Origin of the sequence: Nostoc sp., assembly GCF_036917755.1 — a bacterium.
Classification (GTDB): Bacteria; Cyanobacteriota; Cyanobacteriia; order Cyanobacteriales; family Nostocaceae; genus Nostoc.
Map to the genome: position 1 here is coordinate 89,206 of NZ_JBALFC010000154.1, position 15,438 is coordinate 104,643.

At 44.9% G+C, this 15,438-nt stretch carries 7 protein-coding genes; 3 read left to right on the plus strand and 4 right to left on the minus strand.

All coding sequences use genetic code 11. From position 1 onward, the window contains the following. Window positions 1-373: 373 nt before the first annotated feature. On the minus strand, window positions 374-2,716 hold the full coding sequence (locus tag V7L05_RS32730) for a putative PEP-binding protein (protein ID WP_335170440.1): 2,343 nt from the start codon (window positions 2,714-2,716) through the stop codon (window positions 374-376). A gap of 620 nt (window positions 2,717-3,336) precedes the next feature. Here V7L05_RS32730 and V7L05_RS32735 point away from each other — a divergent pair. After that, window positions 3,337-3,795: an MgtC/SapB family protein gene (locus V7L05_RS32735; protein WP_335170441.1), complete on the plus strand. Its 459-nt coding sequence runs from the start codon at window positions 3,337-3,339 to the stop codon at window positions 3,793-3,795. Window positions 3,796-3,803: 8 nt separating this feature from the next. Here V7L05_RS32735 and recF read toward each other — a convergent pair whose 3' ends face one another. Together recF and V7L05_RS32745 are read right to left on the minus strand one after the other, a co-directional pair. Then, window positions 3,804-4,928 carry a DNA replication/repair protein RecF gene (recF, locus tag V7L05_RS32740; protein ID WP_335170452.1) on the minus strand — a complete coding sequence of 375 codons (1,125 nt, stop codon included), beginning with the start codon at window positions 4,926-4,928 and terminating at the stop codon, window positions 3,804-3,806. Between the two features lie 115 nt (window positions 4,929-5,043). Next, complete coding sequence (locus V7L05_RS32745) at window positions 5,044-7,902, minus strand: cation-translocating P-type ATPase (RefSeq protein ID WP_335170442.1); 2,859 nt, start codon at window positions 7,900-7,902, stop codon at window positions 5,044-5,046. Window positions 7,903-8,594: 692 nt separating this feature from the next. On the opposite strand from V7L05_RS32745, the gene V7L05_RS32750 reads away from it, so the two are divergent. Then, entirely contained in the window at window positions 8,595-10,274 is a 1,680-nt protein-coding gene (locus tag V7L05_RS32750) for a transglutaminase family protein (protein ID WP_335170444.1), read from the plus strand. 152 nt (window positions 10,275-10,426) lie between these two features. Here the strand turns inward: V7L05_RS32750 and V7L05_RS32755 are convergent, their stop codons facing one another. Beyond that, window positions 10,427-11,056, minus strand: a complete 630-nt coding sequence (locus V7L05_RS32755) for a DUF4126 domain-containing protein (protein WP_335170445.1) — start codon at window positions 11,054-11,056, stop codon at window positions 10,427-10,429. 595 nt (window positions 11,057-11,651) lie between these two features. On the opposite strand from V7L05_RS32755, the gene metH reads away from it, so the two are divergent. Continuing rightward, window positions 11,652-15,182, plus strand: a complete 3,531-nt coding sequence (gene metH, locus V7L05_RS32760; protein WP_335170446.1) for a methionine synthase — start codon at window positions 11,652-11,654, stop codon at window positions 15,180-15,182. Window positions 15,183-15,438: the final 256 nt, after the last annotated feature.

Here is a 15,438-nt window from a genome sequence, read left to right on the forward strand (position 1 = left end):
AAAGATTCGATTTGTTTCACATTCAAAGCAATCTGTGTCTCTAGTTCCTGAATCTTTTTCTCTATTTTTTGCCTTAAATCATCATTTTCCGGGTCTTTGACCTTCTCCCCTTGGGCAGCCCCATTATCAGGATAGTAAAACTTAATTTATGTAGAAGATTTAAGAACTATTAGAGTTAATCCGGCTCTTGCCAAACTGCTTGGCATACCTGTTGACGCAAATGCCTCTCTCAGCGCTCCCATCAGTGATAGGTTAAAGCCACAGAGCTTTTGTCAATAAGTAATAGCACTTAAAATTATGCTGAAAATCGGGTTAGTCATGTCCTCACTTCAACAGATGGCTATCACGCCTAGAATCATTGAATCACTCCTAACTAATGAAGTTTTCGTCGTGCTGCTGCTAAAATTAGGCGTTGTTCAGCACGAGCGATCGCTTGATATGTTCGCTCGACTGCTTCCGGTTCCACAGAAATGGAAGTTATACCCCATTCCACTAACTTATCGATAATTTCTGGATAGAGGGCTGGTGCTTGACCGCAGATTGAACAAGGTATGCCGGCACTTTTGGCCATTTGGATCAGTTGTGCGATCGCACTCATAACTGCTGGATGACGTTCATTAAATACTTTTGCTAACTGTCCTTGTTCTCGATCCACTCCTAACAATAATTGCGTCAGGTCGTTTGTACCAATAGAAATTCCAGCTGCACCTGCTTTGACATATTCTGGCAGTAAAAACAGTACGCTTGGCACTTCTGCCATCATCCACAATTGAAACTGTGACACCTCAGTTAAAAGAGCTTGCTCAACTTTGCGACGGCAAAAGACAAATTCTTCCACAGTTCGCACAAAAGGCAACAGTAGATTGACATTGCTGTAACCGCCTTGCTGTACACTCGCTAAAGCTTTTAGTTCCAACTCAAATACTGCGGGATTTCGTAAATAGCTAAAGGTGCCACGTTCACCTAACATCGACTTTGGTGAAGATTGTAAATTATCACTCAATGATGTTAAATCTTGTGACCAATCTAAAGAACGATAATAAACTGGTCTTGGTGCAAAAGCACGAGCAAACTGCATAATCTGCTCAGACCATAGCTCTAACAATTCTGTCTGACGTCCGCCTAAAATCCAACTATGGGGATGTTGCCCGGACAATATATTTAGTACCATCAATTCTGAACGCAACAATCCCACCCCATCCACAGGGAAGCTTTGCACTTGTTCTATTAAACTAGATTGACTTAAGTTAACCAGCAATTGGGTAGCAATCATAGGTAGATGAGACGTAACAGAAGGATGGGGCGCTTTCGGGTTGGGGCGATGGGCAAAAAGAAGATTTTCTTCTCCCTCTTTCTCCATTTCCTCCTTTGAGTCTCCTTTGATCCGATAAACTTCTCCTCTGTCGCCATCGAGCAAGAGTCGTTCGCCAGTTTGAATTAAGCTTGTCGCAGATGTGGCGTTCACTACTGCTGCAATACCTAATTCTCTGGCAAGAATGGCAGCGTGGCTGGTTAATCCGCCTTCTTCGGTAATAATACCAGCAACTTGTTGGAGTAATGGCAACCAATCAGGTGCGATCGCTGGTACTACTAAAATCACTCCCAAAGGTAGTTGTTCGGGTTTCTGTTGGGAATTAATAATTACTAGGGCAGTTGCGACAACACGTCCCCCTGCTGCCCCTAGTCCCCGAATGAAGTGTACCTGGGGAATTACAGATTGGGGAGTACTAACTTGTGTGATGTAGAGCTTGCCAGATGTAGTTTGCCCGGCGATAGTCCATTTAATGGTAAAGATTTTACCTAGTTCACTCACCAGTTGAGTTCCCAGAGCAATTATTTGTTGTAAGTATTCTTGTTGTAAAGCGTACTGTTGTTGTTGGGCTGACTCAATTACGTAAGTACTCAGACAAGTGTGATCTGGTGTTAGCAGTGACTTCGGCACTGCTTGCGAAAAAGCTTCAGGTGCTGCATCAACACCATAAGCCAGCATTTTGTTGCCCAGCTGTTGCTCAAGCACAACCCCAGTTTCCGGTTGAATGTAGTAAACATCTGGCTGGACTTCGCCAAGAGCGATCGCAATTCCTAATCCCCAAGTAGCTTCAATTTCCCACCCAGAAGAGTTAGCTCTGAGCAAACCACTAGCGATCGCATTTTCAACAGGTTGCACCAAAACTGCTAAATTAATTTGTTGCAGGTCAATTCCAGCTCGCTGCCAATATAGTAGACTTCTAGCACGAAATATCTGGCTCCAGGTACGCTTTAATGCGAGTGCGATCGCTTCGGGTTCGCACTGGCAAAACACCGACTCCAACAAACCAGATATATTCTTCATACCTACAGTAGCAGTTGATACTGCCAAGGTAGGCCGAAGAATCAAACAGCCAGTTTGCCATTCTCTAGCTGCTTGGAAAATTGGACTCACCCACTCCTCTGGCACAGTCGCAGTCAGAATTTCTTGGCGCAAGCGACTAGCTACCTGCTGAAGTTGACGCCAATTAGCTACATCTAGGTGTAACGAAGAATGGGGTAAGTCAGCCACTAATGACTCTGAACTATTCAGATTTTCGAGAAATTGTCGCAAAATTTCTGCCGAAACGACAAAACCAGGCACCACCGGATAGCCACGCTGCATGATTCTGCTCAAGTAAAACGCTTTGTCACCTACTTTGGCGCGGTCTTGTACTTTAATTTGGTCTAGCCAGTAGAGTTTGTCCACTCAATTTGTTAGTGTCACACAATGCAAGGATTTTGCGAACGCGAAGAGCGTGTCGGAGACAAAAGTTGCGTGCGGGGGTTCCCCCAGTTGAGCAAACTTTTCAAGACAGACTTCGACTTCGGTTCCATCGAGCGAAGTCGAGATGCTCAGTCGAACGATTTTAGATTCACCCCATACCTAAAGTCAGAGGCTGTGGTTAATTGCTGGTTACACGATGTATTGCTGTAATTCGACTCCTTTATAAATCAAATTTTTTCCTTGATTGCCTTCCTTCTCTGAAACTGGAGGTTTAGTTCTTTTACGAGATTGTACATCGCCGTATCATATTTAATTATTGAGTGTATGGGTTAAATCTAGCAATTTAAGGTAGAATTTTATAGTTCAGTCATTTTAAATAGCCAAAAAACTATTTAATAAAGTTAAAAGTCATGTCGTTTGCCTAGATTATGCTCATTGTCATAATTTAAGAATGCAAACCTTTATTGTTGACCAAAATAATATTTTATTGCAAAATAATTTTCACAATGGAAGATATTAATTTACACGTAAAAAAGCGATATTTTTGTAACTATATTCCCAAATAGTCTAATATATTAAAATTATCTATACCAAACTAAGCATTGCCAAACACTTACTACCTTGCAACTAATGATTGGGTAAATATCAGCTTCAGGCTATGCCTAGCATTGCTGATTGGAGCAATTATCGGCTTAGAACGCCAAATTAGGCACAAACCAGCAGGTTTAAGAACTCATATACTCGTGAGTTTAAGTTCAGCCATGTTTACTCTCATAATTATGCAAACAGATGGGTCACAGTCCAGTCATGATGCACTCAGCCGCGTGATTCAGGGGATTGCAGCCGGTGTGGGATTTCTCGGTGCTGGAGAAATTGTACGCCAATCTTCTGAGCAGACACAGCAACTTAAAATTCACGGACTGACATCAGCAGCAGCTATTTGGGTTTCGGCTGCTTTGGGAATTGCTGCCGGGTGTGGTTTGTGGCAGTTAGGATTAATTGGTGCTGTGCTGACTTTTCTAGTTCTCAACGGTTTTAAAAGATTAGAAAAACGTGATTAGTCATTATTTTAATAATTTGGGATTATTTCTCCTGCTTTCACAAACAGAATTTGGGAAGACTTCAACCACTGGGAATCAAAAGAACCCAAGTGAGTAGTAGTAATCAGGGTTTGAAAACGATCTTGAATAGCATCAAGCAATTGATTTTGGCGGGATAAATCTAGTTCGGCAAGAACATCATCAAGTAATAGCAATGGTGGCTCTTTGACGACTTCTTCAATTAATTGTAATTCTGCTAATTTTAAGGCTAGAACCAGCGTTCGTTGTTGACCTTGAGAACCGTATTGACGAGCGGGTGTCTGGTTAATAGTTAATTCTATTTCGTCTCGATGGGGACCGACAAGGGTAGTGCCTTGGTGCATCTCAGCGATCGCTCGCTGCTGAATTTTTGCTAAAAAAGCTTGCTGCACTTCTTCTGGATGGTTATCCTCTAAAGGAATATTAGGCAGGTACTTGATTTGCAGAATTTCTGTACTGCCACTGATGCTGGCGTGCCAAGCGGTAGCAATAGGAGCTAATCTTTGGATGGCGCGATCGCGTCGTCTAATTACCCTGGTTCCTGTGGTGGCTAACTGTGCATCCCACACAGCTAGTTCTGAGTGTAGAGACGTTGCATCCAACGTCTCTACATGGCGTTTTAAAAAAGCATTGCGCTGGCGCAATACATGGTTATACTGCTGCAAAATGTGAGCATAAACTGGTTCAAGTTGAATTAAGAGTGTATCTAACCAGTTGCGGCGACCTTCAGGGCCGCCGCGTACCAGTTCTAAATCCAAGCTGGAAAATTGGACTGCATTGAGAACGCCGAGAAAATCCATTTGACGGCGGATAGATTCGCCATTGAGAGCAACACTACGGCGACCATTGCGGCGGAGGGTTAAGGTAAGGTCACTAACACCTGTTTGTCGCTCAAGGGTGGCATTAATTTGGGCTATGGCTTCCCCTTCTTGAACTAAATCGCGATCGCGGGTCATTCGGTGCGATCGCAATGTCGCCAGCAACTCCACCGCCTCCAACAAATTCGACTTTCCCTGAGCGTTATTACCTACCAAAATTGTTTTGGCAGCAGTAAACTCAACCTTTTGGTCTTGATAATTGCGAAATTGTCGGAGGTTTAGAGTTTTGAGGTACATAGTGGGAAGTGGGGAGTAGGGAGTGGGGAGTGGGGGGATGAGGGAGATGAGGGAGTGAGGGAGAAGAATTAATAACCAATGCCCCATGCCCCATGCCCAATGCCCAATACCCCATTTACACGGCCTTTTTGCCCATAATCCGCAGAAATATCTTCTCCGCTTCAATCCACACAAACATTAAGGCACTGAAGCCAATACAAACCCCCAATTCTTGCAGATTCAGGTAGTGAGTACCAAAGAAATCTCGCAGGGGTGGGACGTAAACTAGCATTAACTGCAAAATCGTGGTGACGACAACCGCCGCTAGTACAAAGATATTAGAGAAGGGATTCATCTCGATCGTCAGTCGGTTGTTGGAGCGAATAGCGATCGCATGACCCATTTGGGCGATACACAAGGTTGTAAATACCATTGTTTTCCAAGCATCGCGATCGCCCTGATAGTCTGGGGCATGGGTATGTTGATAAGCCCACCACATTAAGGTAATGGTGAGAATGGCAAATATTATCCCAATGCGAATCATATAAGAACCCAATCCCCTAGCGAAAATACTTTCGCGGGGACTAAAAGGTGGACGTTGCATTACATCTGGTTCTGGAGGTTCCACAGCTAATGCCAAGGCTGGTAAACCGTCTGTCACCAAATTCATCCAGAGAATTTGTAAGGGGGTAAGGGGAACGCCTCCTAAACCAATTAAAGGTGCGGCGGCAATTGTGAGAACTTCACCAATGTTACTGCCGAGGATGTATTTAATAAAGCGGCGGATATTGGTGTAAACAACTCTACCTTCCTTGGTGGCGCTGACAATGGTGGCGAAGTTGTCATCAAGTAATACCATGTCACTGGCTTCTTTACTAACATCGGTGCCAGTAATGCCCATCGCAATCCCGATATCGGCTTGTTTGAGGGCTGGGGCATCGTTGACACCATCGCCCGTCATTGCGACAAATCGGCCTCGGCGTTGCAGTGCTTGGACAATTCGCAGTTTGTGTTCTGGGGAAACCCTGGCATAGATGCTCACCAGGTCAACATTTTGCTCTAATTCCTGGTCAGTCATCCGTTGCAATTCTTGACCTGTGAGGACGCGATCGCCTTCTTGGGCAATTCCCAAATCGGTAGCGATCGCTCGTGCTGTTAATTGGTGGTCGCCAGTAATCATCACTGGGCGAATACCTGCATTCCGACACTCTTGGACTGCTAACCTCACCTCTGGGCGTGGCGCATCTAGCATTCCTACCAATCCCAGCCATACCAAATTTTGCTCGGATGTCTCATCTGAACCTTCCGGTGGGATCTGTGTGAGGGGTTTGTAAGCAAAACCTAGCACCCGCAAACCTTTACTCGCCATTTGGTCATTTTCCGCCAAAATTTTCTGGCGTTGTTCTTCAGTCAAGGGGGCTGTGTCATTACCCAAATGAATCTGAGCGGAACGTGCCAAGATTAACTCTGGAGAACCTTTGGTAAACATTAAGTAAGGTTCAGATTGTAATAAACTGGCGATCGCTGGGTCAACGCCTCTCGAAGATGCTTCACCTGTGGCGACTTGCTGCACCTGAAAAATCACGCTCATCCGCTTGCGTTCCGAGGAAAAGGGAAACTCCCTAACTCTGGGTAACTTACTGTTCCACTGGTCTTTTTCGATTCCAGCTTTTCCTGCCAGTGTTAACAATGCCCCTTCTGTGGGATCTCCCAAAATCGCCCATTCCCCTTGTTCTTTTTGCAACACCGAATCATTACAAACGGCACAGGCGACTGACAACGCTGAGATTTCTGGAGACTCCTCTAGGGAAATTTTTTGACCATTTAACTGAAAATCCCCTGTGGGAGTATAACCTTCGCCAGTGACGCCAAAAGTTTTGTTATTAGTGGAAACCGATTGCACCACCATTTTATTTTGAGTCAGGGTGCCGGTTTTATCAGAACAGATGGTAGTTACAGAACCCAATGTTTCCACTGCTGGCAGTTTGCGAATCAAGGCATTCTGGCGCACCATTCGCTGGGTTCCCAGTGCCAGAGTGACGGTAATTACAGCTGGTAAACCTTCTGGCACCACAGCAACCGCCATACTCAAAGAAACTTCCAAGAGTTCTTGGATGTTTTTAAAACCGCCGTCTTTGATCACACCGCCGACAACGACGATCGCCACGAGAATTAAAGAACCCGTAACTAGAACGTTACCCAGTTGAGTCATTCGCTGCTGTAACGGTGTAGGTTCATTTTCCACCGACTGCAACATGGTGGCAATTTTGCCTAGTTCTGTCGTCATTCCGGTGTTAGTCACCAGAACTTTGCCTCGTCCAAGGACTACTTCAGTTCCTTGAAAGACGACATTTAAGCGATCGCCTAAATCTGTTTCTGCCGGCAATTTTAGTGATGCCTGTTTATTTACAGCATGGGCTTCACCCGTCAGCGCCGACTCTCGTATTTGCAAATTCGACTGTTCTATCAAGCGTCCATCTGCGGCGATCTGCATCCCAGCTTCCAGCAGCATTACATCCCCTGGAACTAGTTCCTTGGCTGCTATTTCCTCCTGTCTAGCGTCGCGGATCACCCGCACTAAGGGAGAGGTGAGTTTTTTCAGGGCTGCCAATGCTTTTTCGGCACGGCTTTCTTGGACGTAGCCGAGTATGCCATTGAGGATGACAATTGCTAAGATGGCGATCGTATCTTTAAATGGCACTTCACCAGGTTTCAAGGTGCCCGTTCGCCAACCCCACAGGTCTATCAACCCAGAAATCAGAGCTACGCCAATCAGCATCAATAACATAATGTTCTTGAACTGATCCAGCAGAATTTCCCAAGCTTTACGGCCAGCAGTTTCTTCTAATTCGTTGGGGCCGTATTTTTGCAATCTCTGTTGAATTTCTTGGGGTCTTAAGCCACTATCTGCATTGCTATCGAGCAGGTCTAGCGCTTTATCAACTTCTAAACTATGCCAAACTGCGGCACCTTCAGGCAGAGAATTAGCAGACATCGTGTAGGTCACAGCAAATGGTTACAAAATTCGATCATAATTTAGTGATGGCAAGAATTCCATTTCCTAAAGTTACATTAAGGCGATCGCTCAGTTGGATGAATCTATAGGACTAGTATTTGATTTTTGAAAAAAATCAGTACACCCCGAAAAGACTTCTTCCCCACTCCCATTCGGCTACGCTCACGGCAAGCCCACTCCCCACTCCCTACTCCCTGTCTACGCAAATAATTATGGCTACGCCACGCTGCGCGAACAAAAATCAAATATGATTCCCATATATGTAATTCTTAACATTTGTAAATTCTGACTCTTTTAACATAGTATTATTTCTCACGAAAGAGTTTTTCGGAACAAATTGTACCGATAATTATCAGTACCCCGCTCTAAACGTGGCAATTCCGTATCAAGCAATTGGCTTAACGGCGGTTAAAACCGTTTGAGTCATGTTTCCTTCCCTACCTAAAGGTGCTACGGTGTACACACAAGTCATCGAATTACCCAAAACAAAAACCTCAAATAGTCCTGACAGACATCCCTCTCCTTACCAAGGAGAGGGACAGGTTTTGCGTAGCAAAACCAGGGTGAGGTTTCTTTGGACTATTCGATAAAGCGTAAATTGCTTCAAGAGAGACTTGTGTGTACACTGTAGACCTAAAGGCGAGGGGTTTTTACACTTCCCACAAGGTTTTATGAGTTTTGCACTCCCCACTTTGACCGCAAGCCACGCCAGCCAGATGTTTGGGCAAAAAACAATTCGACCGCTTACTGCTGCTAGCCTGTGTGGTATTACTTTCATTCAAGATAGACTGATTGCCATTGACAGTATTAAAGGGCATCTACTGGAGATTGATCCCACCTCTGACAACAGCAAAATTCTCAATCCCCATCAAGTTAAAGAATTTACCGATGCCACTGGTCTAGCGGCGTGGTCAGATACCCTGTGGGTCAGCCGAGAAAATAGTGTTTACTTCTGCAAGCTCAATGCTTTGGGTCTGGAACATTTTGTAACATTGCCTTATCCGGCTGACGGCGTTGCTGTTTGGGAAACAGCAGTTTATGTCAGTTGCCAAAGGCTGGGCTACATTCTGATTTTTGACCGCGAAACCCGAAAAGAGATTACCAGATTTCATGCCCCAGGGGTTGGGATAGAGAATTTGGCAGTGAGTCAGGAAATGCTGTGGATTTGCGATCGCACCGAACAATCAGTTTACGCGATGGATAAGGCCACAGGAGAACTTCAATTTAGTGTTCTAACACCCTTTGAATGTCCCACAGGCATAGCAATCCATAAAAATGGCGAAACAGGCAAAGAAAGTATTTACGTCGCCTACGCCTCAGAGGAAGCTTATATTCGGGATAACCCCAATGCTGATCCGAGTCATGAGCTAACATTCCGCGATCGCACTTTTATTCACCCTTTGTATTATCATTACCAGCCAGATCAGCGCTACGCTCTCTCGAATGGCTATCTCATTGAAATGTCCTATGCTGAAGAAATCGCTCCCTTAGACGAGGTTAATTTACCTGAAGTAGAATGGCGCATCGCCCTACCATCCGAAACTGAGCGTCAAAAGGTGAAACACGTTGAACCCATTGGTATACCCTTTACCGAAGAAGTGATCGAGGGGCAACGTGTAGCAGTCTTTAAATTTGATTCTCTTGCCCCAGGAGAACGGCATATATTTGGCTGGAAAGCACTTTTGGAAGTTCGAGGGATTAAGTATCGCATCACACCCAGAAATGTGGAAAACATACCGGAACTCTCCCCAGAATTACAAACACGCTACTTAGTGGATGACGACGATTTAGCAATGGATACTCCCATTGTTCGCCGTGCCGCCAGAGAAGCGATTGGTACTGAAACCAATGTGCTGCGGAAAATGCATAGCATCCGCAACTACGTCTATGACAAGTTATCCTACGGTATCAAACCTTACATTGACGCGCCAGATATAGTTTTAGAACGGGGCGTTGGTTCCTGTGGCGAATATGTCGGCGTTTTACTTGCCCTATCCCGTTTAAATGGCATCCCCTGCCGCACCGTCGGTAGGTACAAATGTCCTCCCCATAGTGACTTACAAGGAGTACCTCTGCAACCCGACTTTAATCATGTTTGGCTGGAGTTCTACGTCCCGAATTTTGGCTGGTTGCCAATGGAATCAAATCCTGACGATATCGGTGAAGGTGGGCCTTATCCGACGCGCTTTTTTATGGGCTTATGCTGGTATCACATTGAAATTGGCAAAGGTATCACCTTTGAAACTGTGACAAGTCAAGGTGCGCGGCTAACCAAAGAAGATATCCCCATTGGTGATTTGGCGATTAATCATATTCGGTTTACGATTCTTAAAGAATTGCCGCCCTTTTGAATTTCTTCCATTTATTTGCTCAGTCTTCTAGAACCTCAGCGATCGTATCGCTGAGGTTTTTATCTTTGAGAGTCGCTACGACTACAACCTATAATAGCGATGTCTACGACGGGCTATTCGGTGACGCAGCTATGAAACAAATCCATAAGTACTTATCCCAATTCTCTTGATGGAGAGACGGTTTCGTTAGTTTGAGAAGATGGTTTATTCAAGAATAAATTCCAGATTCTTGGAATAGCTATTATTAGAAAAACAATCACAATCACTCCTGCTACCACTGGTAAAGCTAGCGCCAGCAAAGACAGTCCGATTGCGATGACCAACTCAATGGTTGACACAACAGGATTGGTTAATCCACCTGAAACGCCTGTAGAACTTATCCGCAATATATTCGTTAATCCCTGAGTTAATCCTGCGGTTCCACCACCAGCAATTAAAGCTAACGTCCATTGCGCCAATGGATTCATCTCTGGAGCAACAGATGCTGTTACGATTGTCCCAGTGATAAATGCCGCAGGTGTGGCAACAATATCCAGCAGATGATCCAACCAAGGAATGTAATAACCGATAATTTCCAGCAAACAAGCGACTGCAAACACAATTACAGCTTGAGGTGTTTCCAGCCAATCAAAGTTAGTCGGCAAATCTAAATGTCCAAAAACTGAAGCCACACTCAATGCTAGCAGTGGTACAAATACTCGAAAGCCAGCCGCCGCGCTCAAACTAATCCCCAGTAATAATTCAATAAATGTATTTAGATTGAACAAAGAATTTAAATCCATAGTAAGACTCAAGTTATACTCCTGGTGTTTTTTCCATCTTTGAGCTGAACGGAGTAACAACTCTAAGCTGTGATCCTAAGATAAGAAACTTGGCGAAAATATTTCATCTGACTATGTGTAGAATCAATGAAACCCCACCTGTGTCAATACTGCGTAGGTTTTGCCTAAAAAATAACTCCAAAGTAGGTTGCGTTAGGTTCCTGAGTGAATTACCCCCCTTAATCCCCCCGATATATTGGGGGGAAATAGGAAATTTTGTTCCCTCCCCAATATATCGGGGAGGGTTAGGGTGGGGTAAAACCTTGGTTAATCAGCTATTTCAGACTTGTGTGTACAGGCTTGCGGGGAGGGGAAATAAAGCGCAGCTTTGGCGGGGTGGGGTTCTTGGAGTTTAATTAAGCAATCAAGCGACATGATATGAGGACGCTTTTGCATAATTCTGTCATCGCCAATCTTGAGAAATCAGGTCAAAACGAGCCAATGGTGAGTTTCAGTAAAACAGACTTTATTAAAAGGTGCCAAAAATATCATAATTTTGGAAAATAATAAAGTAAGTCGAATATTATCCGGCTGACCCAAATTCCTCTAGGAAAATATGACTCATCCTTTCCTTGAACGCCTGCGTAGTCCAGATAGACCAGTCCTCGTTTTCGACGGGGCGATGGGAACCAACTTACAAACGCAAAACCTGACTGCTGAAGACTTCGGCGGCCCACAGTATGAAGGTTGTAACGAATACTTAGTCCACACGAAACCCGAAGCTGTTGCTAAGGTTCACCGTGACTTTCTCGCTGCTGGTGCAGATGTCATTGAAACCGATACCTTTGGCAGTACGTCTCTGGTGCTGGCAGAATATGACTTGGCAGACCAAGCCTACTACCTCAGCAAGACAGCCGCAGAATTGGCCAAGCGTGTGGCTGCGGAATTTTCCACGCCAGAAAAACCCCGGTTTGTGGCTGGTTCCATCGGCCCCACAACGAAACTCCCTACCTTGGGACATATTGACTTTGACACCATGAAAGCGACTTTTGCTGAACAAGCAGAAGCGCTGTGGGATGGTGGTGTCGATTTATTTCTGGTGGAGACTTGCCAAGATGTGCTGCAAATTAAGGCGGCGCTGAATGGGATTGAAGAAGTGTTTGTTAAGAAGGGCGATCGCCGGCCGTTGATGGTGTCTGTGACAATGGAAAGCATGGGCACAATGTTGGTAGGTTCAGAAATCAGCGCGGTGGTGACAATTCTGGAACATTACCCAATAGATATTCTCGGTCTAAACTGCGCTACAGGCCCAGACTTGATGAAACCACATATCAAGTATCTGGCAGAACATTCACCTTTCATCGTTTCCTGTATTCCCAACGCCGGTTTACCTGAAAACGTCGGTGGTCAAGCGCACTACCGCCTGACACCGTTGGAATTACGGATGTCATTGATGCATTTTGTTGAAGATTTGGGTGTCCAAGTGATCGGGGGTTGCTGTGGGACGCGTCCAGAACACATTCAACAATTGGCAGAACTTGCTAAAGACCTGAAGCCAAAAGTTAGACACCCAAGTTTAGAACCCGCAGCAGCATCAATTTACACTACTCAGCCCTACGACCAAGATAATTCTTTCTTGATTGTTGGTGAACGTCTCAACGCCAGTGGTTCCAAAAAGTGCCGCGATTTGCTAAATGCGGAAGATTGGGATGGACTGGTTTCAATGGCGAGGGCGCAAGTAAAAGAAGGCGCACACATCCTCGATGTCAACGTGGATTATGTGGGACGCGACGGCGTGCGGGATATGCACGAATTAGTTTCGCGCATTGTGAATAATGTGACATTGCCTTTAATGCTTGACTCCACCGAATGGGAAAAAATGGAGGCAGGTTTAAAAGTTGCCGGTGGTAAGTGTTTGCTGAATTCCACCAACTACGAAGATGGGGAACCGCGCTTTTTGAAAGTGCTGGAGTTAGCGAAAAAGTACGGTGCTGGTGTAGTCATTGGTACTATCGATGAAGATGGGATGGCGCGGACAGCAGACAAAAAGTTTGCGATCGCACAACGCGCTTACCGTCAAGCAGTAGAATATGGCATACCTGCCACAGAAATATTCTTTGATACTCTAGCGTTACCAATTTCCACCGGGATTGAAGAAGACCGAGAAAACGGTAAGGCCACAATTGAATCTATCCGGCGGATTCGTCAAGAATTGCCTGGATGCCATGTGATTTTGGGTGTTTCCAATATTTCCTTTGGTTTAAATCCAGCCTCACGAATGGTGCTAAACTCAGTGTTTTTGCACGAGGCGACGACGGCAGGAATGGATGCAGCCATTGTCAGCGCTAACAAAATTTTACCACTCTCGAAGATTGAGGAACGCCATCAAGAAATCTGTCGCCAGTTGATTTATGACGATCGCAAGTTTGAGGGTAACGTCTGCGTTTATGATCCCTTGGGAGAGCTTACCACAGTATTTGCCGGGGTAACGACAAAACGCGATCGCTCCTTAGATGAAAGTCTTCCCATCCCAGAACGTCTCAAACGCCATATCATCGACGGCGAACGCATTGGCTTAGAAGAACATCTCACAAAAGCTTTAGAAGAATATCCCCCCTTAGAAATTATCAACACCTTCCTGCTAGATGGGATGAAAGTTGTCGGCGAATTATTCGGTTCTGGACAAATGCAGTTACCCTTCGTCTTGCAATCTGCGGAAACCATGAAAGCGGCAGTAGCGTATTTAGAACCGTTCATGGAAAAATCTGAATCTGGCAACAATGGTAAGGGAAGCTTTATCATTGCCACAGTGAAAGGCGATGTCCACGACATTGGTAAAAACTTGGTGGATATTATCTTATCCAACAACGGTTACAAGGTGATTAACCTGGGAATTAAACAGCCGGTGGAAAACATTATCAAAGCTTACGAACAGCACAAAGCTGATTGTATTGCCATGAGTGGTTTGCTGGTAAAATCCACCGCCTTCATGAAAGAGAACTTGGAGATATTCAACGAAAAGGGAATTAGTGTCCCCGTGATATTAGGTGGTGCGGCGCTGACTCCCAAATTTGTGTATGAAGATTGCCAAAAAACCTACAAAGGTAAAGTTGTTTATGGCAAAGATGCCTTTTCTGACTTGCACTTCATGGATAAATTAATGCCAGCAAAGGCCTCTGGAAACTGGGAAGATTTGCAGGGATTTTTGAATGAAGTCGAAACTCCTGAAGTTCCGACAAATGGTCACAAAGAATCAGTAACTACAACTGCTGAAAAAACAACATCTGCTGAACCAAAAGAAGTAGATACGAGACGTTCTGATGCTGTGGCGATAGATATTGAACGTCCGACACCGCCTTTCTGGGGAACCAAGTTATTGCAGCCTAGTGATATTCCCATCGAGGAAATATTCTGGCACTTGGATTTACAAGCTTTAATAGCTGGACAGTGGCAATTCCGCAAACCAAAAGAGCAATCTAAGGAAGAATATCAGGCTTTCTTAGCTGAGAAAGTTTACCCAGTTTTAGAAACTTGGAAACAGCGAATTATTGAAGAGAATCTGTTGCACCCGCAGGTGATTTATGGTTATTTCCCTTGTCAAGCTGAGGGGAATTCTCTACATATATATGACTCAGAGAAGCAATCACAACAGGTTGCAACCTTCGAGTTTCCCAGACAGAAGTCTTTAAGGCGGCTGTGCATAGCAGATTACTTTGCACCGAAGGAGTCGGGAATTATTGATGTTTTCCCGATGCAGGCGGTGACTGTGGGTGAAATTGCAACAGAGTTTGCTCAAAAGCTGTTTGCTGAGAATCAATATACAGATTATCTGTATTTCCACGGTATGGCCGTGCAGGTGGCGGAGGCGATAGCTGAGTGGACACACGCCAGAATTCGCCGGGAGTTAGGTTTTACTGCTGAAGAACCCGACAATATTCGGGATATATTGGCACAGCGCTATCGTGGCTCACGGTATAGTTTTGGGTATCCAGCTTGCCCGAATATCCAAGACCAGTATAAGCAACTGGAGTTATTGCAGACTGACAGAATTAACTTGTATATGGATGAAAGTGAACAACTTTATCCAGAACAGTCTACCACTGCGATTATTGCTTATCACCCACTAGCAAAATACTTCAGCGCCTAATCTTTCCCCTCTCCTTACCAAGGAGAGGGGTGCCCGAAGGGCGGGGTGAGGTTATTATCTTGTAGGCTAGACAATAACCTCACCCTAACCCTCTCCTTATAAAGGAGAGGGGACTGGAATCGGAAATAAAAATGACTAAACTTTATAACAAAAATAGTGAATTGACATCTCCCCCGATTGAAAATCGGGGGATTCTAAACTGATGTTGCTACGGCGGCTATAAGCCGCACTCCGCAACGTTTGCGATATGATTTAT